We start from the raw sequence: 18,635 nt of genomic DNA on the forward strand, positions 1-18,635 counted from the left end.
GGCAAAGCTCCGGTAACGGTCAGGCCGCCGCGGCGGCGCCGGCATGGGCCGGGAAGTGCGGCAGCACGTACTCGGCGATTTCGTGGAAGGTTTCGGCCAGGGGCCGTTCGTTGCGGCGGAACTGCAGGCCGATGTGGTGGACACCGGCCGCCTGCATGGCGCGCAGTTCGGCCAGCAGGGCGTTGCGGCCGCCGCGCAGGCCGAAGCGCCAGCGCTGCAGGGGGGCATTGGCATCGGCCACCAGGTCCAGGTGGATGAAGCTGGCATAGGGCTTGTTGCCGGCCACGGCGCGCCAGGCCGCTACACGTTGCGCATGGTCCTGTGGCCTGCCCGGGTAGGCCAGGCAGCCGTCCATGTGCTGGCCGATCCACGCCGGTTGCTGCTGGGCCAGGCCGGCCACGAAAAGCGGCAGGGCCGGGCCATCCGCGGGCAGCACATCCAGGCCCTGCGGCAGGTGCGCGGCGGCGCCTTCGCGCAACAGTGCGATCTGCTCGCGGAAGCGGCTGCCACGGCTGTCGAAGTCGCGGCCGAACAGCGGGTACTCCACCGGGCGGTCGCCGCTGGCCACGCCCAGCAGCAGGCGGTCGCCGCTGAGCCGCTGCACGCTGCGCGCCGACTTCAGGGTCAGCAACGGCTCTCGGATCGGCAGCACCACCGCACCGGTACCCAGCAGGATGTGCGCGGTGATGCCGGCCAGGTAGCCGAGGTAACTGAACACCTCGAACACCTGCGCCGCATCGCCGAAGGCCGGGTCGTACACCGGCACGTCGCGTACCCACAGCGCACGGAAGCCGAGACGGTCGGCCAGCCGTGCCAGCTCCGCATGGCGCTGCAGGTCCGGTTCGCCGGGCAGGCGTCGCGCGGCGCGTCGCGCCTGTTCGCCCAGCGGCGTCCAGTCATTGTCCAGCGGTGCTTCGATGCCGATGCTGAAACCCCCGGCCTGCAGCCGCGCCAACGCACTGCCCATGGCGAAGCTCCTCAGTCCCAAGCCGGGGCCAGGCCCGGCGGATCGACTTCGCGGCCGTTGCGGTCAAGCGCGGCGATCGCGGCCATGTCGTCGGCATCCAGGCGCAGGTCCTGGGCGAGCAGGTTGCTGGCCAGGTTCTCGCGCTTGGTCGACGACGGGATGACCGCGTAGCCCAGTTGCAGCGCCCACGCCAGCGCGACCTGGGCTACGGTGGCCTGGTGCTTGTCGGCGACGGCGGCCAGTACCGGGTCCTTCAGCACCTTGCCATAGGCCAGGGTCATGTAGGAGGTGACGGTGATGCCCTGGTCCTGCAGGAAAGCAGTCAGTGCCGGATTCTGCAGGTAGGGGCTCAGTTCGATCTGGTTGGTGGCGATCTCGCCAACGCCGACCACCTCGATGGCCTGCCGGGTCAGTTCGATGTTGAAGTTGGACACACCGATCTGGCGGGTCAGGCCCAGCGTCTTGGTTTCGGCCAGCGCGGTCATGTACTCGCGCAGTTCAACGCCATTGCCCGGCGCCGGCCAGTGGATCAGCAGCAGGTCGACGTAGTCGGTGCGCAACTTGGCCAGGCTGTCGCGCAGGCTCGGGATCAGCTTGTCGTCGGCGTAGTTGTCGACCCAGATCTTGGTGGTCAGGAACAGCTGGTCGCGCGGGATGCCGGATTCGGCGATGGCCTGGCCGACCTCGGCTTCGTTGCCGTAGATCTGCGCCGTATCGATCGCACGGTAGCCGACGTCGAGGGCGTTGCGCACCGAGTCGATGACGGTCTGGCCGGTCAGGCGGAAGGTGCCGACGCCAAAGGAAGGAACGCTCATGATGGACTCCAGGGACTTCGTTGAGAGCCGGCGGGCTCGGGACAGGGCGAAGTGTGGGCGCTTTACATTTGTTGATTAAGCCGTGTATACGGGAAATTCTTTTGCAACGAGGTAAATAATGAAAACCACCCTGGATGAGCTGAAGGCCTTCGTGGCGGTGGTCGATGGTGGCTCGATCACGGCGGCGGCCGAGGCGCTGGAGCTGACCATCTCGGCCACCAGCCGCACCTTGGCGCGGTTGGAGGACAAGCTGCAGACCACGCTGCTGCGGCGGACCACGCGCCGGCTGGAACTGACCGAGGAGGGCGCGGCGTTCCTGGAGTACGCGCGCACGATCCTGGCCACGGTGGACGAGGCCGAGGAACAGATGGCGGCGCGGCGGCTGCGGCCGGTCGGGCGCCTGCGCGTGGACGCCGCCACGCCGTTCATGCTGCACGTGATCGTGCCGCTGCTGGAGGGCTTCCGCGAGCGCTACCCGCAGGTAGAGCTGGAGTTGAATTCCAACGAGGGCATCACCGACCTGATCGAAAAGCGCACCGATGTGGCGTTCCGCATCGGCGTGCTGCGCGATTCGACCCTGCATGCGCGGCCGATCGGCCACAGTCGCATCCGCGTGGTGGCCAGCCCCGAATACCTGCGAAGGCACGGCACGCCCACGCGCGTGGAGCAGCTGCGCCAGCACGACCTGCTGGGCTTCACCCAGCCCAGCTCCTTGAACGAATGGCCGCTGCAGGATGCCGATGGCGGGCCTTTCGTGATCGCGCCGGCCATCGCTTCATCCAGTGGCGAGACACTGCGGCAGATGGCGGTGGCCGGGTTGGGCATCGCCTGCCTGTCCGACTTCCTGACCCGCCAGGACCGGCGCGAGGGCCGACTGGTGCAGCTGTTCGGCAAACAGACGCAGGACGTGCGGCAGCCGATCAATGCGGTGTACTACCGCAACACCGCGCTGGCCGCGCGCATCACCTGTTTCGTCGACCACGTGACGCAGACGCTCGGCCAGCGCCCGTTCGATGAATAAAGATCGGTAGAGCCGGCCGCTGGCCGGCTTCCCCATCTGCCGGATCACCGCCGCTGCCGGCCAGCGACCGGCACTACCGGCGGTTGTGCAGCGCGCGCCGGTTTCCGATATGCGCGCATGCCAGCAGCACGCCACCGCTGGCTGTCGCCACGCCGTGCCAGAGCAGCGATTCCTTCAACGGCAGGTACAGCGAGGCCGACAACAGCAGGATGGCGCCGACGCACGCCAACCGCAGGGGGCACCAGTACCGATGCCGATACACCCCGGCCGAGGTACTCGCCAAGGCCAGCGACGAGGCCAGCAGCGCGAACAGCCATTCCCAGCGCGACATCATCAGCAGCAATGTCATTGCGCCATGGCCGGGATGCTGGAACGAGCGCAGCGCCATCATCGCGGCCGGCACGAAGGCCAGCAGCAGGGGCAGGGCGATGCAGTGGGCGGCGCAGGCCAGGGACAGCCAGGCCCCGGCAAGATCGAAGCGGGGGTGCCAGCGTGCCGAACGTGGCGGCTGGGCCAGGGCCCTTGCGGGCGTCGTGGGGATGTGGTCCATAATGTTACATAGTAACAATTGGAGCATCCCCCATGAAGTCTTCTGCTGCTCTTTTCCTGCTGCTGGCGGCCAGCACCGCGCAGGCCCATGACGTCCGCCAGTTGGGTGCGCATGTGCACGGCCAGGCCACCGTCGATGTTGCGCTTGACCAGCAGACGCTGGAGTTCGCCCTGCAGGCCCCCGGCATCGGCATCCTTGATTTCGAGCGGCCGCCGGCCAACGCGGCCGAGCAGGCCGCGCTGGCGCGTGCGACTGCGCTGCTGCAGAGCGGCAGCTGGGTCACCCTGCCTACCGCGGCGGGCTGCCGCCTTTCCGGCAACGATGCCAAGGCCGAGGGCTTCGATGCGTCGGCTGCCGCGCCGCCGCCAGGCCAGCACCGGCACGCGGGGTTCAGCGCAACGCTGCAGTACCACTGCGCCAGGCCGGCCGAGCTGCGGGCCATGGTCGTGCGCCTGCCCGTACTGTTCCCGGGCCTGCACGAAGTGATCGTCAACAGCGCCACCGGACGTGGCCAGAACCGCAGCGTGTTGACTGCGGACAATCTGCGCGTGGTGCTGGCACCGTGAGCCTGCGACCGGTGATCGCGCTGGATGGCGTGCAGTTCGGCTATGGCCGGCGCCTGGTGCTGGATGTGCCGCGGCTGTGGATTGAGCAGGGCAGCAGCGTGCTGCTGCGCGGGATCAGCGGTGGCGGGAAGAGCACGCTGCTGGGCCTGCTGGCGGGCGTGTTGCTGCCCGGCAAGGGCAGCGTGGAGGTCGCCGGCCACGCACTGCAGGCGATGCGTGGCGCCGCACGCGACCGCTTCCGTGCCGACCACCTGGGCGTGATCTTCCAGCAGTTCAACCTGCTGCCGTTTCTCAGTGTGCGCGACAACATCGCACTGGGCCTGCGCTTCTCGCGCGTGCGCAGCGCGCGCATCAGCGGCCCGGTGGATGCCGAGATCACCCGCCTGCTGCAGGCCCTGCAGCTGGACCCGGCGCTGATGCAGCGGCGCGCAGGCACACTCAGCGTTGGCCAGCAGCAGCGCGTGGCGGCGGCACGCGCCCTGATCGGCCGCCCGGCGTTGCTGCTGGCAGATGAGCCAACCTCGGCGCTCGATCGCGACGCGGCCACCGCGTTCCTGCAGCTGATGTCTGCGCAGTGCCAGGCGGCCGGCACCACGGTGCTGGTGGTCAGCCATGACGACAGCCTGGAGCGGTTGTTCGACCGCACGATTGCCCTGTCTCAGATCAACCAGGCAGGTGCCGGCCATGCTTGAGCTTGCCTGGGCCAGCCTGCGCAGCCGTGCGTTGAGCGTGGGCCTGACCGTGCTGGTCATCACCCTCAGCGTGGTGCTGTTGCTGGGCGTCGAGCGCGTGCGCACGCAAGCACACGAAGGCTTCGCCAGCACCGTGTCCGGTACCGACCTGATCGTCGGTGCGCGTTCGGGGCCGGTGAACCTGCTGCTGTACTCAGTGTTCCATATCGGCGACCCGACCAATAACGTGTCCTGGCAGTCCTACCAGGCGCTGTCCGCAATGCCGCAGGTGAAGTGGGCGGTGCCGCTTTCGCTGGGCGATTCCTGGCGTGGCTACCGCGTGGTCGGTACCAGCGATGCCTATTTCGAGCACTACCGCTACGGCGCCGGGCACGTGCTTGCGTTCGCGAGCGGACGGCCGTTCGATGACCTGTATGACGTGGTGATCGGTGCCGAGGTGGCACAGGCACAGAAGGTCGTCCTCGGCGATGAGATCGTGCTGGCGCACGGCACCGGCGCGGTCAGCCTGGCCACGCATGCCGACAAGCCATTCCGTGTCGCCGGCATCCTGCAGCGCACGGGCACGCCGGTCGACTCGTCGCTGCTGGTCTCGCTGCCGGCCATCGAGGCGATCCATGTCGACTGGCGCTCGGGCGTGCAGCTGCGCCGCCAGAGCGTCAGCGCCGAGCAGGCGCGTCATCTGGACCTGACCCCGACCAGCATCACCGCCTTCATGCTCGGCTTGAACTCGCGCATTGCCACGTTCTCGGTGCAGCGCAGGATCAACGAGTACCCGGACGAGGCGATGCTGGCAATCCTGCCCGGCGTGACGCTGCAGCAGCTATGGCAGTCGCTGGGCACCGCCGAGCGTGCGTTGCAGCTGATCAGTGCGATGGTGGTGCTGCTGGGCATGGTTTCGCTGGTGGCGCTGCTGGTTTCGACCCTGCAGGAGCGGCGGCGTGAGATGGCCATCCTGCGTGCCACCGGGGCACGGCCGGGTTACATCGCTGGCCTGCTCGTGGTGGAAGCGGTGGCGACCAGTGCGGTGGCGTGCGTGCTGGCCCTGTCGCTGCTGGTGGTCGCCAGCATTGCCGGGCGCGGCTGGGTACTGGCCACCTTCGGTTTGTCGATCAGCCATGTGTGGCCGGACGGCCGCGAGCTGGGATGGGTGGCGGGGGTGCTGCTGATCAGCACAGTGGCCGGGCTGGTGCCGGCATTGCTGGCTTACCGGCGCACCTTGGCCGATGGCCTTTCACCGGGAGGCTGAGCATGCGATGGATGCGGGTAGTGCCGATGGTGCTGGCGCTGGCCGCCTGTGAGCGGCCGGTGGATACCGGTTTGCAGGCCTTGCCACCTGCGCCGGTTGTCGACCGCGCTGACGCTTCGGTTGCGGCAGAGCAGGAGCTGGACTGGTTGCAGATGATGCCCGAGGACGAACTGGCCGCGCTGGAGCGGGGCGAGGGCCCGGAGGTCGAGCACAACGGCAACCGGCGCATGCCGCAGTTCGGCACCTTCCGCACGGTGGACACGGTCCTGCAGCGACCGGTGCGCCTGCCAGGCTACGTGGTACCGCTGGCCAATGCGCAGGACGGGCGGCTGACCGAATTCCTGTTCGTGCCGTACTACGGCGCCTGCATCCACGTGCCGCCGCCGCCGCCGAACCAGATCGTGCACGTGGTGCTGCCGCGCCCGATCGAGATGCCGGACATGTACTCGCCATTCTTCCTGGCCGGCACCCTGCGTGCCGAACGGCTGGATGACGATCTGGCCGGCTCGGCCTACACCATGCGCGATGCGGAGCTGAGGCCGTATGAACCGTAGCCCCCTTTTGCTCATGCTGGGATGCCTGTGGCTGGCGGGCTGTACGTCGCCGGGCGGCGATGCCGTGGTGGTCACGCCGCAGGACAAACCGGCGCCCTCCGCCACGGCCGAAGCCCCCATTGACCGCTGGGACGCGCTGCGGCCCGACGAAGTGACCTATCAACGCCCACCCCCGCAGATCGGCCTGTCACGCAATGGCATGGACGGGGTGGGCGGGCTGATCGACGACACCGGCTCCGGCACGCCACCGGGACAGCAGATCGATCATTCCAGCCCGGACCGCGCAAGACAGTTCGGTTCTTCGCAGGTGGTCGATGCTGCCGATGGCCGCGCGGTGGACCTGGATGGCTACGTCGTACCGCTCGGCACCAACGATGCCGGCCTGGTGGATGAACTGCTGTTCGTACCGTTCTACGGTGCCTGCATCCACGTGCCGCCACCGCCGCCGAACCAGATCATCCACGTGACCCTGGCGACGCCGATCACGCTGGGCGATCTGTGGGATCCCTACCGGCTTGTCGGCCGCCTGCAGGTTAAGCGCTTCGACGCGGACATCGCCAGCGCCTCCTACGATGCTGCCGCGGCCACGCTGACGGCGATCCACAACTGATGCGCCGGCGCTGGATCATTGCTGCGGGGATGCTGCTGGGCGCACTCGTGCTGCTGGTGTGGTGGCAGCACGCCCCCACCGCGCCGCCGTCGGTCGCATTTCCGGCGCCTTCTTCCGATGCCCGCCAGCGCATCGAACAGCGCCTGGCTGATGACCACGCCTTCCGCAACGACGTGCTGTTCCTGCTCGCGGCAACAGTGCGCGACCGCTGCCAGGCGGCGCAGGCAGGTCTGTTGGCGCGCATGGCCAATCGTGCATCGCTGCCGGTGCTGGCGGCGGTGAGTGCGGTGACCCAGCAGGACCCATCGCTGGACCGGCCGATCTACCAGTACATCCAGCATCGCGCTGATGCGACGCCGTGCGGCCAGCCGCTGCAGATGCCGCTGGCCGGTGGGCGCAGCATGGCCGTGGACATCGAACAGTACGCACGCACGTTCCCGGACAGCTACTTCGACCCGCAGCGCAGCAGCGAACCACGGGATTTTGATGGGGTGTCGTTGCAGCAGCGGGCCGGCAATGCCTGCAACAGCGTGGTGTATTCGGTGTTGCCGCTGGGTGGCACCGATTGGCGGTGCAGCAGCCTGCGCGCCAATGCCCGGGCGCGGGTGCGCGGGCTGTGCGAGGACGAACTGCGGCGCCAGCATGGGAATACAGGTGGGGAGCTGGACATGGCCGTAGGGCAGGGCATGCAGGCGGCCGTGGTATCAGCCATCGCCGCGCTGCCGGAAGACTGCCGGTGATGATCCCTGACACCGGCCACACTCGGCAGGAGCGGCGCGGCAACATGAACATTGGCCGGACCCCAATCTGAACCAGTGAGACTGTTTCCATAACTATACCGGATATCCTGTATAGTTATGGTGGTACTTCACCGCATCAGGTTCTCCCATGGCTCTGTCCCAGCCCTTGGCCGGTGCTCCGGCCCTGTCGCGTGCCCGTCGCTGGGCACTGTTGTTCACCGTCGCCGCCGGCCTGCTGCTGGTCACGCTGGATAACTCGGTGCTCTACACCGCACTGCCCACACTGACTGGGGAACTCTCGGCCAGCGCCGGCCAGGCGCTGTGGATCATCAATGCCTATCCACTGGTGATGGCCGGCCTGCTGCTGGGGGCGGGCACGCTGGGCGACCGCATCGGCCACCGCCGCATGTTCCTGATCGGCCTGGTGGTGTTCGGCGTGGCGTCGCTGGCAGCGGCGTTCGCAGCCAGCGCAGCGCAGCTGATTGCCGCACGCGCGTTGCTGGCCGTCGGCGCGGCCGCGATGATGCCGGCCACGCTGGCGCTGATCGGCCTGAGCTTCCACGAAGAGCGCGAACGCAACATCGCCATCGCCATTTGGGGTTCGGTGGCCATCGTCGGTGCGGCGCTCGGCCCGATCATCGGTGGCTGGCTGCTGCAGCATTTCTGGTGGGGCTCGGTGTTCCTGATCAACGTGCCGGTGGTCGTGGTCGCGTTCGTGGCCACGCTGCTGCTGGCACCGGAAGGCCAGCGCGACACCTCGCGGCCGTGGGACCTGGTTTCGTCGCTGCTGGCTCTGGCGGCACTGTCCGGCCTGGTGCTGGCGATCAAGTCGCTGATCGCGACGCCGCCGTCGTATGCGCTGGGCGCAGGCGCGCTGCTGTTGGCCGTCATCAGCGGCGCAGCGTTCGCACGCCGCCAGCATCAGCTGCCGTACCCGCTGCTGGACTTCGCGATCTTCCGCAACCCGGCGTTCCTGGCCGGCACGCTGTCGGCAGTGTTCACCCTGTTTGCGATGGCCGGCCTGCAGCTGGTCACCACCCAGCGCTTCCAGCTGGTGGCGGGCTTTACGCCGCTGCAGGCGGGCCTGCTGGTGTCAGTGGCGGCGCTGGGCAGCCTGCCCAGTGCGCTGCTGGGCGGCAGCATCCTGCACCGGGTGGGCCTGCGCCCGCTGATCTGCGGCGGCCTGGCCGCAGGAGCGCTGGGCGTCGGCGTGGTGGCGTTCGGCTTCCCGCACGGCCTCGGTTGGGTGATCGCCGGTATGGCCATCACCGGCTTCGGTATGGGCGCGGCCATCTCGGTGGCGTCCACGGCCATCCTCAACAATGTGCCGGCGCACCGGGCGGGCATGGCCTCGTCGGTGGAAGAAGTGTCCTACGAGTTCGGTGGCCTGTTGGCGGTGGCGATGCTGGGCAGCCTGAGCGCAGCGATGTACAGCGCGTTCCTGCCGGTCTCCGCCGATATGCCCGCGCTTGCCCGCGAGGGTTTCACCCAGGCGCTGCATGCCGCGCGCGCGAGCGGGCAGGGTGATTGGTTCGCACTGGCTGCGGCGGCATATGACCGTGGCTACCAGAGCGTGCTGCTGGTGATCACGGCGGTACTGGCGCTGGGCGCGACGATCCTGGCGCACCTGCTGCGTGGCCGGGCCGGCAGCCGTGAGGGCGCCGCCGATCGCGTAAAATGACGCCATGAGAACCAGCAAGCGCGACCGCATCCTCGACGCTGCCGTCAACGTGATCAATCGTGACGGCGTGCGTGCGGTGACCTTCGAGTCGGTGGCGGCCGAGGCCAAGCTGACCCGCGGCGGCCTGCTGTACCACTTTCCCTCGCGCGAGGCGCTGCTGCGCGGGATCGACGAGTACCTGGCGCAGGCCTGGGAGGCGTCCATGGAAACGCTGCTGGGCAAGCGTGCGGACGAAGCCTCGGCGCTGGAGCGTTACCAGACCTTCGTGCGCGTGTCGGCCCAGAGCGCCACCCGTGCCGAACTGATGTTCATGCTCGAATCGGCCGACCCGGAGGCGGGCGAGCGTCCGTGGGGCCCGGCGGTTCAGCGCTGGGCACCGTCCGCGCCGGAGGCCGGGAATGTGGATCCGACGACGCTCGACAATTTCGTGGCACGCCTGGCCGCCGACGGCCTGTGGATCTACGAGGCGATGTACGAAGGGCAGCTGGATGAAGGCGTACGTGCCCAGGTGGCCGAGCGCATCGCCGGGCTGCTGGCAAAGTCTGACGGCACGTCCAGTTGAGCGGCCGGCCGGCGCGCAGACATCGCCCGTGGTAGAGCCGACCGCGGGTCGGCTGCTCTGCGGCCAAGCCATGAAAACCCCGCGCTTTGCGCGATGGTCGGCCAGCGGCCGACCCTACCCTGACGCATTTACCGAGCCTGCGTGGCGCTCGCGGCCAGCCACGCCCTGGGCGATGCCCCCAGCCGCTTGCGGAACGCCTTCGACAGTGACGCGGTATCGGCAAACCCCACCTCGATCGCCACCTGCTTGACCGCCACGCCGGCCCGCAGCTGCGCGCAGGCCAGGCTCAGCCGCCAGTCCAGCAGATAAGCGGCCGGCGTCGCCTGCATCACCTCCTTGAACACGGCCGCGAACGCACTGCGCGACATGCCGGCGGTCGCGGCCATGCGCGGCAGCGTCCATTCGTCCTGCGGCGCCTGGTGCATCGCCACCAGCGTACGAGCCAGCCGCGCATCGGACAGCCCGCGCATCAGCCCATGGCTGACGCCCGCTGCATCCGGATGATCGACCACCCAGCGCAGGATCTGGATCAGCGCTACCTCGAACAGGCGGTTGGTCAGCAGCCGTGAACCGCAGCGCTGGCGATCGGCCTCGGCAAACAGCAGCTGCAGGGTGTCATCCAGTTCGCCGATGGCCGCCAGCGGCACCACCATCACCGGTGGCAGCGACTGCACGATCGGATTGCGCGCACCGCCATCGAAATCCAGCGTGGCGCAGGTGAAATCCGGGCCATCCAGCGGCGCGTTGAAGAACACATGGTGCAGCGGCTGCGGGTACAGCAGCAGGCTGGGTGTGTCGATCTTCAGCCGGGGCAGCGCGATATCGCCGTCGGGATGGCGGACTTCCATTTCACCCTGGCGCAGGATGTGCAGGAACGCACGACCGGGCTGCGGCTCGAAGACATGCTGCCCGCACAGCGGGCCACTGTGGAACAGCGCCGCCTGCACCCGGAAGCGTTCCAGCAGGGAGGAGAGGCGATCTGGCGCAGGGGCGGCGGGCATGCTCATGGACGTATGGACAACATGTGTGGCGAATTACGACTGATGCGTCCGGAGAGTCTCCCTAGGATGAGCGGGTCGTCCAATCCCGGGCGCTTTCCCAAGGAGATCCACCCTGTCCCGTGTCCCTCTGATCGATGCCGCCAACACCACCGCCGACCGCCAGGTCCTGCTGGGCCAGGTCCACGCCGCTTTCGGCGCCACCCCGGCCATGTTCCGCGCCGTGGCCAACTCGCCGGCCGCCCTGAAGAGCATGTGGGGTTCGTTCGGCGCACTCGGTGGCGGTCGCCTGTCGCCGCTGCTGGGCGAGCAGATCGCCGTGGCCATTGCCAACCGCAATGCCTGCGAGTACTGCCTGGCCGCGCACACGGCACTGGGCCGCAAGGCCGGCGCCAGCAGCGAGCGGATGGCTGCCGCACAGATCGGCCAGTCCAGTGACCCTGCGACTGCCGCTGCCCTGGATTTCGCGCTGAAGGTGGTCGAGCAGCGTGCGCAGATTGCCGACAGCGATGTGCAGGCGCTGCGCGCGGCCGGCTTCGACGATGAGCAGATCGTGGAGATCATCGCGCATGTGGCGCTCAACCTGTTCACCAACTACGTCAACGTCGCGTTCGACGTGCCGGTGGACTTCCCGAAGGTCGCGCTGCGCTGAGGTCTACCGGGCCGGGGGCGCTGTGCTCCCGGCCATCTTCAGCGGGCGTGGCCGTCGTCCGCCTGCAGCCGCTCCGGATGGGTATACACATTGAACCCGCTCTCCCGCGCGAACCCGACCAGGCACAGGCCGGCGCTGCGGGCCAGGTCGATCGCCAATGCGGTCGGTGCCGAGACTGCAGCCAGCACGCTGGCACCGGCGCGCACCGCCTTGCTGACCATTTCGTAGCTGGCCCGGCTGGAAATCACCAGCAGGCCGCCTTCAATGGTGTGTTCGTTGTGGTGCAGCGCGCCGATCAGCTTGTCCAGCGCGTTGTGGCGGCCGACGTCCTCGCGGACCCAGCCGATGCGCCCACTGGCATCGGCCCAGGCGGCGGCGTGGATGGAGCCGCTCACCGCATTCATCGGCTGGTGCTGCGCCAGCGTGGCCACCGCGCGCTGCAGAGCGGCGGCGGCATAGCTGCGTCGTTCGCGGACCTGCGGTAGTGGGCGCAGCACTTCCTCCAGCTGGCGCGTGCCGCACAGGCCACAGCCACCACGGCCGGGCAGCAGGCGTCCATTGGCCGGGTCCAGGTCGGCACCGGATGCCTCCTCGGCCACGGTCATCTGTAATTCGATGCCTTCCAGCTGCGGGCGGATCTCGATCGACAGCAGCTGCGAGGGCGTGTCGATCAGGCCCTCGCTGAGCGAGAACCCGAGCGCGAAGTCTTCCAGGTCGCACGGGGTGGCCATCATCACTGCAAAGGGGGCATCGTTGTAACGCAGCGCCACCGGCACTTCTTCGGCCACCATGTCGACCTGCTGCTGTTGCCTGCCGCCGCGCCAGCGCTGCAAGGGGCGCTGGGCGGTGCCGGCAGGCGGGATGTGCGGCGGGATCGAATAAGGCATGCAGCGCGTCCGGGCAAGGGGGAAACGCGGGCGGGCCACCGCCTGCGGTTTCGAGGATAGCGCAGTGGTCGCGTACAGACGCGGCTGTAACCGTTGCCCTGGCAGGTTGTGCTGAAAACAGCCAGTGCCCTCTGGCGAAGCGGCGTGGGCCGTGCTTGACTGTGGGGCTTGCTGCGCAGCCGAAACGACCGCCCGCCGGCGTCGTGCCGTTCGTTGCAGCGTTCCTCCCGCCGACCTGCCTTGGCATGCTGGCCACGTTGAATGGAACGCCAGCCTCGCCGTGGCGCGAGGCGCCGGCAGCCGCCAGTTCCCCGCAACGGGCATCGCCGCCGATGCCTGACCCGTTGCGTCCCCCCATTGCGTGATTTCCTGCAGGCGCTCAAGCGCCTGCCATGACTGTTCGACTTTTTCTCGACTCTGCCTGCGACTTCGATGCGCGGGCGGCGGGCTGCGTTGCCCGACTCTGCAAAGGAATCACTCCCTATGCACCGTACTCTCTCCCTCGGCCTGCTGCTCGGCACCGTGTTTGCCACGACCGCCTGTGCACGTGTCGCCGAAGAATCCGCCGCCGCACCGATCGCCAGCGCAGCATCGGTGGCACTCATCCAGGCCAGCCCGGCCAAGGTCGATCCGGCCTTGCCGGTGGCCATCGTGCACAAGACCGCCAGCTGTGGTTGCTGCGGCATCTGGGTCGACCACCTGAAGGCCGCGGGCTTCCAGGTCAATGTGCGCGACACCGATGACATGAATCCGATCAAGGTTCGCCTGGGCGTGCCGGTCGGCAAGGCCTCCTGCCATACCGCCGAGATCGGCGGGTATGTGGTCGAGGGCCACATCCCGGCCGAGGACCTCAAGCGCCTGCTGGCCGAACGCCCGGTCGCGCGCGGGCTTGTGCTGCCCGGCATGCCGGCCGGTTCGCCGGGCATGGAAATGCCGGATGGCTACGTGCAGCCGTATACCGTCGAGCTGGTGCGCACCGACGGCAGCACCGAGCCGTTCGCCCAGCACGGACAGGGTGGCTGATGGACGGCGGGTGCCGGTCGTCCTGACCGGCACACTTCGACGCGTCCTGTGTAGAGCCGAGCCCACGCTCGGCTGTTGTCGGCCGGCAAGACGAGCATGGGCTCGGCTCTACAGGATCAGCGTGCCGTGGCCGTTTCCTTGGCCAGCTGCGCGTCGAACTTCTTCTCGGCCGCATCCGCGTAGGCTTTGCAGCTCAGTACCTTCTCGCTGGCCTTGCTGCCGGCAGCATAGTTCCAGTTGCTGGCGCCCGGATGCGGGGTCAGCAACAGGTCGCAGGGCAGGCCGCGCACCGTAGCGAAGCTGCGTCGGTAGTCCTCGACCAGGCGGGGATAGCGGGCATTGCCCTGCAGCTGGTAGCCCGGCGCGCTCAGGCTGTCGGCATAGGCGATGCGCACCGGCTTGCCATCGCGCGTATCGGTCCAGGTCCAGGCGGTGCTGCCCGGCGTGTGCCCGGGCATGAAGTGGGCGGTGAACGCGATGCCGCCCAGCTTGACGACCTCCCGATCCATGACGATGCGGTCTGCATTGACCGGTGGAAACGTGATTTCGTCGCCGAAATGAAGGTCGTCGCTGCCGCCTCGGGCCAGCAGCACTGCGGTTTCGGCGTTCACGACCACCTGCGCCCCCGTGCGGCGCTTGATCTCGGCCACAGGGCCGGCGTGATCGGTGTGCGCGTGGCTGAGCAGGACCATGCGCAGGGGACCGGTATTGGTTCCGCTGGCCTTCATGTTGGTCAGCAGGTAAGAGGCCATTTGCGGCATGCCACCATCGATCAGGACGAGGCCATCAGCCGTCTGGACCAGCAGCGCCGTCAGGTCATGCGTGCCGATCTGCCAGGTGTGATCGGCAATCTGCAACGGCGCCATCGGTTGCAGCCAGGAAGGGTCCACCGTGTAGGCCTGCAGCTGTGGCAGCGATGCGTCGGCGGCGGCGCCGTCGAAGGTGATGAGCGTGGCGGCCAGGGCGAGCGACGAGAGGCGAAGGCGCATGATGGAAAGAAGGTCGAAAGGGAGGAGGATGAAGTTAACACGCACCTGGCGGCGCGCAGTTTCGCGAATAACTCATGACTCCGATAAGGGCGACCTCGGTATCGGCAGCGGATTGTTCGGCCGATCTGGACTGTGAATCCATGTACACGGGCTGGAGCGAAGAATCGGCCGGGGCTAGCCTGTTCTCAGGCTCAAGGAGGTGGACCATGCATGTGCTCATGGTGATGCTCGGTGGCGTGCTCCTGCTGGGGGTGTTCCTGCTGTTTGGCCAACTCTGGAGCGTGGGCACCTCGCAGCTGCGCACGGCGCTGATCGCCTTCATCGCCACCTGGCTGCTGGTGGCCGTCGCCAACATGTGGGTGGGGGTCAGCAAGGCCGGTTACGCAGTACGCGAGGAGCTGCCGATCCTGCTGCTGGTGTTCGCCGTGCCGGCGCTGCTGGCCGGGTTGCTGTACTGGCGCCTGGCGCGCTGAAGGCGTTGCATGCGTACCCGACCGCGCCTGCCCGCGCTGCGCCACCGAGATGGTCACCATGCCCGCGTGACCTACGAAGAACTGTTCTTCGATCTGGTCTACGTATTTGCGGTCACCCAGCTCAGTCATCACCTGTTGCACCACCTGGACCTGGCTGGCGTGCTGCAGACCCTGGTGCTGTGGTTCGCAGTCTGGCTCGGCTGGCAGTACGCGTGCTGGGTCAGCAACTGGTTCGACCCGCAGGCGCCGCGCATCCGCGGCTTGCTGTTCACCACAATGCTGTTGGCGTTGTTGATGTCCTCGTCCATCCCCGAGGCGTTTGCCGAGCGTGCGTGGATCTTCGCCGGAGCGTACGTCACGATGCAGGTCGGACGCACCGCGTTCGTGCTGTTCGAGGTCGGCCGCAACCATCCGTTGGCGCCTAACTTCCGTCGCATGCTGGCCTGGGTCAGCGTCTCGGCCTGCTTCTGGCTGGCCGGCGCAGTGGCCGAGGGCAATCTGCGGCTGGCACTGTGGGCGGTGGCAGTTGCCTGCGAATACACCTCGCCGATGTTCGGCTTCGCCTTCCCGGGCATGGGTCGTTCGCACACCCGCGACTGGACCATCGAAGGGGGGCACCTGGCCGAACGCTGCCAGCTGTTCGTCATCGTCGCGCTGGGTGAGACGATGCTGGCCACCGGTGGCGTGCTCAGCAACGTCGAGCATTGGAGCCTGGAAGTGGTTTCAGCGGTGCTGGCCACCTTCGCCGGCACGATTGCCATGTGGTGGCTGTACTTCGGCATCTCCAGCCACGATGCCACTGAGGCCATCACCCACGCCGAAGACCCCGGAAGGATGGGCGCCAACTTCCACTACGTGCATGCATTGCTGATCGCCGGCATCATCGCCACGGCGGTGGGCAATGATCTGGTCATGGACCATCCGGGGGTGGCCGCCACCACGGTTTACGCCAGCGTGATGGTGGCAGGCCCGCTGATCTATCTGCTGGGCAGTGCCCTGTACAAACGCGTGGTCTATGGGCACGCGCCGCGCTCGCATCTGCTGGGCGCGGTGGCGCTGCTGGTGCTGGGGCTGATGCTACCGCACGTGCACCTGCTGGCCGCCGGATGGCTGACCAGCCTGGTGCTGCTGGGCGTGGGGCTGCTGGATACGCGATTGAAGCGCCGCTTGCTGCGGGCGTGATCCGTTGGGTCCGCCCACTGCTTCAGCCTTCACGGAGCGCGAGCGCGGCGCAGTGCCTGAGGGTCGACGCTACCGCCTCCGGGCAGCACGCGGATTGCTGGCAGGCCAGGTAAGCGCTGCGGCCATCACTGCAAGCTTGCCGATTGTGTTCATATTGCGGGCGGTGCCGTGCTGGGCATAGGGCACCCGCAAGCGCGAGTCGGCCATGCCGGCACCGTAGTGGATGAAGATCTCGCGCGTGCCGAGTGCAAGCTGTTCGTCGCGCCGGCCGGTCACGCCGTCCAGCGGATCGGCAGGCAGGCTGCCGTCGAGGAACAGGGCGACCACACGGTTGCCGGCCGCCTGCGCAAACGGGTTGCGTGCCACCACACCGGCAATCTCGTTGGCCGAGCGCACCAGCACGCCCACCGGCTTGCCGGCATAGGCCTGGAGCCGCTGGCCGAGGGCCTGGCGCACGCCTGTTTCGTCGAGCGAGCTGCGCAACACCACGTTGCCGCTGGCGATGTACGTGCCGACATCGGCGAAGCCTGCGTCCTCGCACATTGCCACCAGTTCGCGCATCGGCAGCTTGCCGGTGCCGCCGACGTTGACCGCGCGCAGCAGCGCGACGTGGACGTTCATGGCGTACCCGCCTGCAGGCGGTCGTACATGCGCACCAGGTCAACCAGGGTGCGTGCGCCCATCTTGCGCATCACCTGCGCACGGCGCACCTTCACCGTGATCTCGCTGACGCCCAGATCGCCGGCAATCTGCTTGTTGAGGCGGCCGCGCACCACGCCATCGACCACCTCGCGCTCGCCGGCATTGAGGGTGTGCCAACGCAGCTGTAGCGCGCCGAGCGCCTCGTCCTCGCGGCGGCGCTGGCGGTCGATCTCGATGCCCTTGTGGATGGCATCAAGCAGTTCCTGGTCACGGAAGGGCTTGGTGAGGAATTCGATGGCGCCGTCTTTGATCGCGTTGACGCCCATCGCGATGTCGCCGTGGCCGGTGATGAACACCACCGGAAGCTGCAGGCCGTGGTTGCCCATCGTGCGATGGAATTCAAGACCGCTCTGGCCGGGCATGCGCACGTCCAGCACGAGACATGCCGGTGCGTCTTCCAGCGCGTGTTCGAGGAAGGCCTGGGTGGAGGCGAAGGCCCGCACCTGCAGGCCCATCGAGGCCAGCAGGTCTTCCAGTGCCGCGCGCACCGACGGATCGTCGTCGACCACATAGACGATGGGTGCCGGATCGGGGTTGGCGGCAGTCGGCTTACGCATGGTGGGCGTCCGTGGCAATGGGCAGGTCGAACACAAAGCAGGCACCGCCGCCTGCCGGTCGTTCGGCACGGATCTGGCCGTCGTTGGCTTCGATCATCGAGCGGCTCAGGCTGAGACCCAGCCCCAGACCGTGCGACTTGGTGGTCCAGAAGGCATCGAAGACGCGTTCGGGATGGTCGGCGGGCAGGCCGACGCCGCGGTCACGCACACTGAGGCTGACCCGCTGGCCGTCGCGCCGGGTCAGCAGGGACAAGCGGCGGTCGGCGGTGGGCACGGTCTCCATCGCGTCCACCGCATTGAGGATCAGGTTGCCGATCACCTGCTGTACCTGCACGCGGTCGGCCTGCACCGGTGGCAGCTCGGCGTCCAGCAGCAGCGCCACGGCCACGCCATGCCGGTCCAGCTCGCTGCGCGACAGCGCCAGCATTTCCTCCACCGCCTGGTTCAGATCGAAGGCGCGTCGCTGCGGTGCCGCGCCCTGGGTCAGGCCACGGATGCGGGCGATCACGTCGCCTGCGCGGTGTGCATCGGCGAGGATGCGGGCCACGGTCTGGCGGGCCTTGTCCACGTTCGGTGGGTCCTGCGCGAGCCAACGCTGGCAGGCTTCGGCGCTGCTGGCGATGGCCGCCAGCGGCTGGTTCACTTCATGCGCGATGGAGGTGGTGAGCTCGCCCACGGTGGAGGCGCGCGCTACCCGCAGCAGGCGGCCCTGTGCTTCCTGCACGGCGGCCTTGGCCGCTTCCATGTTCAGGGCAAGGTAGGTTGTGATGCCGATCACCAGCATGCCGATGACCGAATTGACCAGGCCGATGCGGTAGGTGCCGAAGCGGGTCAGGAAGAAGCTCACCCCGGTCAGCGCGATGCAGGCCAGGGCAAGCGTGATCAACCCGCGTGCGCCCAGCACGCGCGATGCGGCCAGGATGACCGCCGCGTAGAAGCAGGCAGCGGCAACCGCGTAATCGGTGACGGTGTCGATCAGGAAGATCGCCGCCATCACGACGATCAGGACCAGCAGCACCAGTGGGCGGCGGGGCGACAGCGATGGCATCGGGGAAGCTCCCTGGCGTGGGCGGAAAGGATAGCAAAGCCACCATCGGTGGATACCGACCCTGTTCGGCACCGGTCAAAGCGATGCCTGGTAGTGCCGGCCGCTGGCCGGCATCTGCAG

At 68.0% G+C, this 18,635-nt stretch carries 22 protein-coding genes; 13 read left to right on the plus strand and 9 right to left on the minus strand.

Annotated elements, in window-relative coordinates:
- Positions 1-19: 19 nt before the first annotated feature.
- Both AC2A1N_RS19350 and dkgB read right to left on the minus strand, forming a co-directional pair.
- Entirely contained in the window at positions 20-967 is a 948-nt protein-coding gene (locus AC2A1N_RS19350; protein WP_061479415.1) for a TIGR03571 family LLM class oxidoreductase, read from the minus strand.
- Between the two features lie 11 nt (positions 968-978).
- The gene (gene dkgB, locus AC2A1N_RS19355) at positions 979-1,782 is read right to left on the minus strand and encodes a 2,5-didehydrogluconate reductase DkgB (RefSeq protein ID WP_061479414.1); all 804 of its coding nucleotides are present in this window, start codon (positions 1,780-1,782) and stop codon (positions 979-981) included.
- A 118-nt stretch (positions 1,783-1,900) separates the two neighbouring features.
- On the opposite strand from dkgB, the gene AC2A1N_RS19360 reads away from it, so the two are divergent.
- Positions 1,901-2,803, plus strand: coding sequence for a LysR family transcriptional regulator (locus tag AC2A1N_RS19360; protein ID WP_061479413.1), 903 nt, complete (start codon positions 1,901-1,903; stop codon positions 2,801-2,803).
- A 73-nt stretch (positions 2,804-2,876) separates the two neighbouring features.
- Here AC2A1N_RS19360 and AC2A1N_RS19365 read toward each other — a convergent pair whose 3' ends face one another.
- Positions 2,877-3,353, minus strand: coding sequence for a MerC domain-containing protein (locus AC2A1N_RS19365; protein WP_061479412.1), 477 nt, complete (start codon positions 3,351-3,353; stop codon positions 2,877-2,879).
- Between the two features lie 32 nt (positions 3,354-3,385).
- Here AC2A1N_RS19365 and AC2A1N_RS19370 point away from each other — a divergent pair, with 32 nt between their 5' ends.
- The 8 genes from AC2A1N_RS19370 (at position 3,386) to AC2A1N_RS19405 (ending at position 10,004) form a co-directional block, all read left to right on the plus strand.
- On the plus strand, positions 3,386-3,919 hold the full coding sequence (locus tag AC2A1N_RS19370; protein WP_061479411.1) for a ZrgA family zinc uptake protein: 534 nt from the start codon (positions 3,386-3,388) through the stop codon (positions 3,917-3,919).
- Positions 3,916-4,611 (plus strand): ATP-binding cassette domain-containing protein, encoded by a 696-nt coding sequence (locus tag AC2A1N_RS19375; protein WP_061479410.1) that lies wholly within the window; start codon positions 3,916-3,918, stop codon positions 4,609-4,611. Before AC2A1N_RS19370 ends, AC2A1N_RS19375 begins: the two co-directional genes overlap by 4 nt.
- Positions 4,604-5,857, plus strand: a complete 1,254-nt coding sequence (locus AC2A1N_RS19380; protein ID WP_061479409.1) for an ABC transporter permease — start codon at positions 4,604-4,606, stop codon at positions 5,855-5,857. The genes AC2A1N_RS19375 and AC2A1N_RS19380 overlap by 8 nt, the downstream gene beginning before the upstream one ends.
- Positions 5,858-5,859: 2 nt before the next feature.
- Positions 5,860-6,411, plus strand: coding sequence for a DUF3299 domain-containing protein (locus tag AC2A1N_RS19385; RefSeq protein ID WP_061479408.1), 552 nt, complete (start codon positions 5,860-5,862; stop codon positions 6,409-6,411).
- The gene (locus AC2A1N_RS19390) at positions 6,401-7,021 is read left to right on the plus strand and encodes a DUF3299 domain-containing protein (RefSeq protein WP_061479407.1); all 621 of its coding nucleotides are present in this window, start codon (positions 6,401-6,403) and stop codon (positions 7,019-7,021) included. The genes AC2A1N_RS19385 and AC2A1N_RS19390 overlap by 11 nt, the downstream gene beginning before the upstream one ends.
- Positions 7,021-7,761: a hypothetical protein gene (locus AC2A1N_RS19395; RefSeq protein ID WP_061479406.1), complete on the plus strand. Its 741-nt coding sequence runs from the start codon at positions 7,021-7,023 to the stop codon at positions 7,759-7,761. The genes AC2A1N_RS19390 and AC2A1N_RS19395 overlap by 1 nt, the downstream gene beginning before the upstream one ends.
- A 148-nt stretch (positions 7,762-7,909) precedes the next feature.
- Entirely contained in the window at positions 7,910-9,442 is a 1,533-nt protein-coding gene (locus AC2A1N_RS19400; RefSeq protein WP_061479405.1) for an MFS transporter, read from the plus strand.
- A gap of 4 nt (positions 9,443-9,446) precedes the next feature.
- Complete coding sequence (locus AC2A1N_RS19405) at positions 9,447-10,004, plus strand: TetR/AcrR family transcriptional regulator (RefSeq protein ID WP_061479404.1); 558 nt, start codon at positions 9,447-9,449, stop codon at positions 10,002-10,004.
- Positions 10,005-10,132: 128 nt separating this feature from the next.
- Here AC2A1N_RS19405 and AC2A1N_RS19410 read toward each other — a convergent pair whose 3' ends face one another.
- A complete protein-coding gene (locus AC2A1N_RS19410; protein WP_061479403.1) occupies positions 10,133-11,011 on the minus strand; it encodes an AraC family transcriptional regulator in 879 nt (292 codons plus the stop codon).
- A gap of 106 nt (positions 11,012-11,117) precedes the next feature.
- Here AC2A1N_RS19410 and AC2A1N_RS19415 point away from each other — a divergent pair, with 106 nt between their 5' ends.
- On the plus strand, positions 11,118-11,654 hold the full coding sequence (locus AC2A1N_RS19415; RefSeq protein ID WP_061479402.1) for a carboxymuconolactone decarboxylase family protein: 537 nt from the start codon (positions 11,118-11,120) through the stop codon (positions 11,652-11,654).
- A 38-nt stretch (positions 11,655-11,692) separates the two neighbouring features.
- Here the strand turns inward: AC2A1N_RS19415 and fdhD are convergent, their stop codons facing one another.
- Positions 11,693-12,541 (minus strand): formate dehydrogenase accessory sulfurtransferase FdhD, encoded by an 849-nt coding sequence (fdhD, locus tag AC2A1N_RS19420; RefSeq protein ID WP_061479401.1) that lies wholly within the window; start codon positions 12,539-12,541, stop codon positions 11,693-11,695.
- A gap of 483 nt (positions 12,542-13,024) precedes the next feature.
- On the opposite strand from fdhD, the gene AC2A1N_RS19425 reads away from it, so the two are divergent.
- Positions 13,025-13,564, plus strand: a complete 540-nt coding sequence (locus AC2A1N_RS19425) for a DUF411 domain-containing protein (protein ID WP_484373196.1) — start codon at positions 13,025-13,027, stop codon at positions 13,562-13,564.
- A gap of 116 nt (positions 13,565-13,680) precedes the next feature.
- Here AC2A1N_RS19425 and blaL1 read toward each other — a convergent pair whose 3' ends face one another.
- Positions 13,681-14,553, minus strand: coding sequence for a L1 family subclass B3 metallo-beta-lactamase (blaL1, locus tag AC2A1N_RS19430; RefSeq protein WP_242890852.1), 873 nt, complete (start codon positions 14,551-14,553; stop codon positions 13,681-13,683).
- A gap of 206 nt (positions 14,554-14,759) precedes the next feature.
- Between blaL1 and AC2A1N_RS19435 the strand changes: the two genes are divergently transcribed.
- Both AC2A1N_RS19435 and AC2A1N_RS19440 read left to right on the plus strand, forming a co-directional pair.
- Positions 14,760-15,026: a hypothetical protein gene (locus tag AC2A1N_RS19435; RefSeq protein WP_154350913.1), complete on the plus strand. Its 267-nt coding sequence runs from the start codon at positions 14,760-14,762 to the stop codon at positions 15,024-15,026.
- Positions 15,027-15,035: 9 nt separating this feature from the next.
- A complete protein-coding gene (locus AC2A1N_RS19440) occupies positions 15,036-16,208 on the plus strand; it encodes a low temperature requirement protein A (RefSeq protein WP_484373199.1) in 1,173 nt (390 codons plus the stop codon).
- Positions 16,209-16,277: 69 nt separating this feature from the next.
- Here AC2A1N_RS19440 and AC2A1N_RS19445 read toward each other — a convergent pair whose 3' ends face one another.
- Genes AC2A1N_RS19445 through AC2A1N_RS19455 form a run of 3 tightly spaced genes read right to left on the minus strand, consistent with a single transcriptional unit; the run spans position 16,278 to position 18,515 of the window.
- Positions 16,278-16,829, minus strand: coding sequence for a DUF1697 domain-containing protein (locus tag AC2A1N_RS19445; protein ID WP_061480325.1), 552 nt, complete (start codon positions 16,827-16,829; stop codon positions 16,278-16,280).
- On the minus strand, positions 16,826-17,467 hold the full coding sequence (locus tag AC2A1N_RS19450; protein ID WP_061480324.1) for a response regulator transcription factor: 642 nt from the start codon (positions 17,465-17,467) through the stop codon (positions 16,826-16,828). Before AC2A1N_RS19450 ends, AC2A1N_RS19445 begins: the two co-directional genes overlap by 4 nt.
- Positions 17,460-18,515 (minus strand): sensor histidine kinase, encoded by a 1,056-nt coding sequence (locus AC2A1N_RS19455; protein ID WP_134967826.1) that lies wholly within the window; start codon positions 18,513-18,515, stop codon positions 17,460-17,462. The genes AC2A1N_RS19450 and AC2A1N_RS19455 overlap by 8 nt, the downstream gene beginning before the upstream one ends.
- Positions 18,516-18,635: the final 120 nt, after the last annotated feature.

Source organism: Stenotrophomonas maltophilia group sp. SKK55, assembly GCF_057179845.1.

Coding starts and splice junctions, on each gene's coding strand:
- AC2A1N_RS19350 (WP_061479415.1), bottom strand. CDS start 967: ATGGGCAGTGCGTTGGCGCGGCTGCAGGCCGGGGGTTTCAGCATCGGC.
- dkgB (WP_061479414.1), bottom strand. CDS start 1,782: ATGAGCGTTCCTTCCTTTGGCGTCGGCACCTTCCGCCTGACCGGCCAG.
- AC2A1N_RS19360 (WP_061479413.1), top strand. CDS start 1,901: ATGAAAACCACCCTGGATGAGCTGAAGGCCTTCGTGGCGGTGGTCGAT.
- AC2A1N_RS19365 (WP_061479412.1), bottom strand. CDS start 3,353: ATGGACCACATCCCCACGACGCCCGCAAGGGCCCTGGCCCAGCCGCCA.
- AC2A1N_RS19370 (WP_061479411.1), top strand. CDS start 3,386: ATGAAGTCTTCTGCTGCTCTTTTCCTGCTGCTGGCGGCCAGCACCGCG.
- AC2A1N_RS19380 (WP_061479409.1), top strand. CDS start 4,604: ATGCTTGAGCTTGCCTGGGCCAGCCTGCGCAGCCGTGCGTTGAGCGTG.
- AC2A1N_RS19385 (WP_061479408.1), top strand. CDS start 5,860: ATGCGATGGATGCGGGTAGTGCCGATGGTGCTGGCGCTGGCCGCCTGT.
- AC2A1N_RS19390 (WP_061479407.1), top strand. CDS start 6,401: ATGAACCGTAGCCCCCTTTTGCTCATGCTGGGATGCCTGTGGCTGGCG.
- AC2A1N_RS19395 (WP_061479406.1), top strand. CDS start 7,021: ATGCGCCGGCGCTGGATCATTGCTGCGGGGATGCTGCTGGGCGCACTC.
- AC2A1N_RS19400 (WP_061479405.1), top strand. CDS start 7,910: ATGGCTCTGTCCCAGCCCTTGGCCGGTGCTCCGGCCCTGTCGCGTGCC.
- AC2A1N_RS19405 (WP_061479404.1), top strand. CDS start 9,447: ATGAGAACCAGCAAGCGCGACCGCATCCTCGACGCTGCCGTCAACGTG.
- AC2A1N_RS19410 (WP_061479403.1), bottom strand. CDS start 11,011: ATGAGCATGCCCGCCGCCCCTGCGCCAGATCGCCTCTCCTCCCTGCTG.
- fdhD (WP_061479401.1), bottom strand. CDS start 12,541: ATGCCTTATTCGATCCCGCCGCACATCCCGCCTGCCGGCACCGCCCAG.
- AC2A1N_RS19425 (WP_484373196.1), top strand. CDS start 13,025: ATGCACCGTACTCTCTCCCTCGGCCTGCTGCTCGGCACCGTGTTTGCC.
- blaL1 (WP_242890852.1), bottom strand. CDS start 14,553: ATGCGCCTTCGCCTCTCGTCGCTCGCCCTGGCCGCCACGCTCATCACC.
- AC2A1N_RS19435 (WP_154350913.1), top strand. CDS start 14,760: ATGCATGTGCTCATGGTGATGCTCGGTGGCGTGCTCCTGCTGGGGGTG.
- AC2A1N_RS19440 (WP_484373199.1), top strand. CDS start 15,036: ATGCGTACCCGACCGCGCCTGCCCGCGCTGCGCCACCGAGATGGTCAC.
- AC2A1N_RS19445 (WP_061480325.1), bottom strand. CDS start 16,829: ATGAACGTCCACGTCGCGCTGCTGCGCGCGGTCAACGTCGGCGGCACC.
- AC2A1N_RS19450 (WP_061480324.1), bottom strand. CDS start 17,467: ATGCGTAAGCCGACTGCCGCCAACCCCGATCCGGCACCCATCGTCTAT.
- AC2A1N_RS19455 (WP_134967826.1), bottom strand. CDS start 18,515: ATGCCATCGCTGTCGCCCCGCCGCCCACTGGTGCTGCTGGTCCTGATC.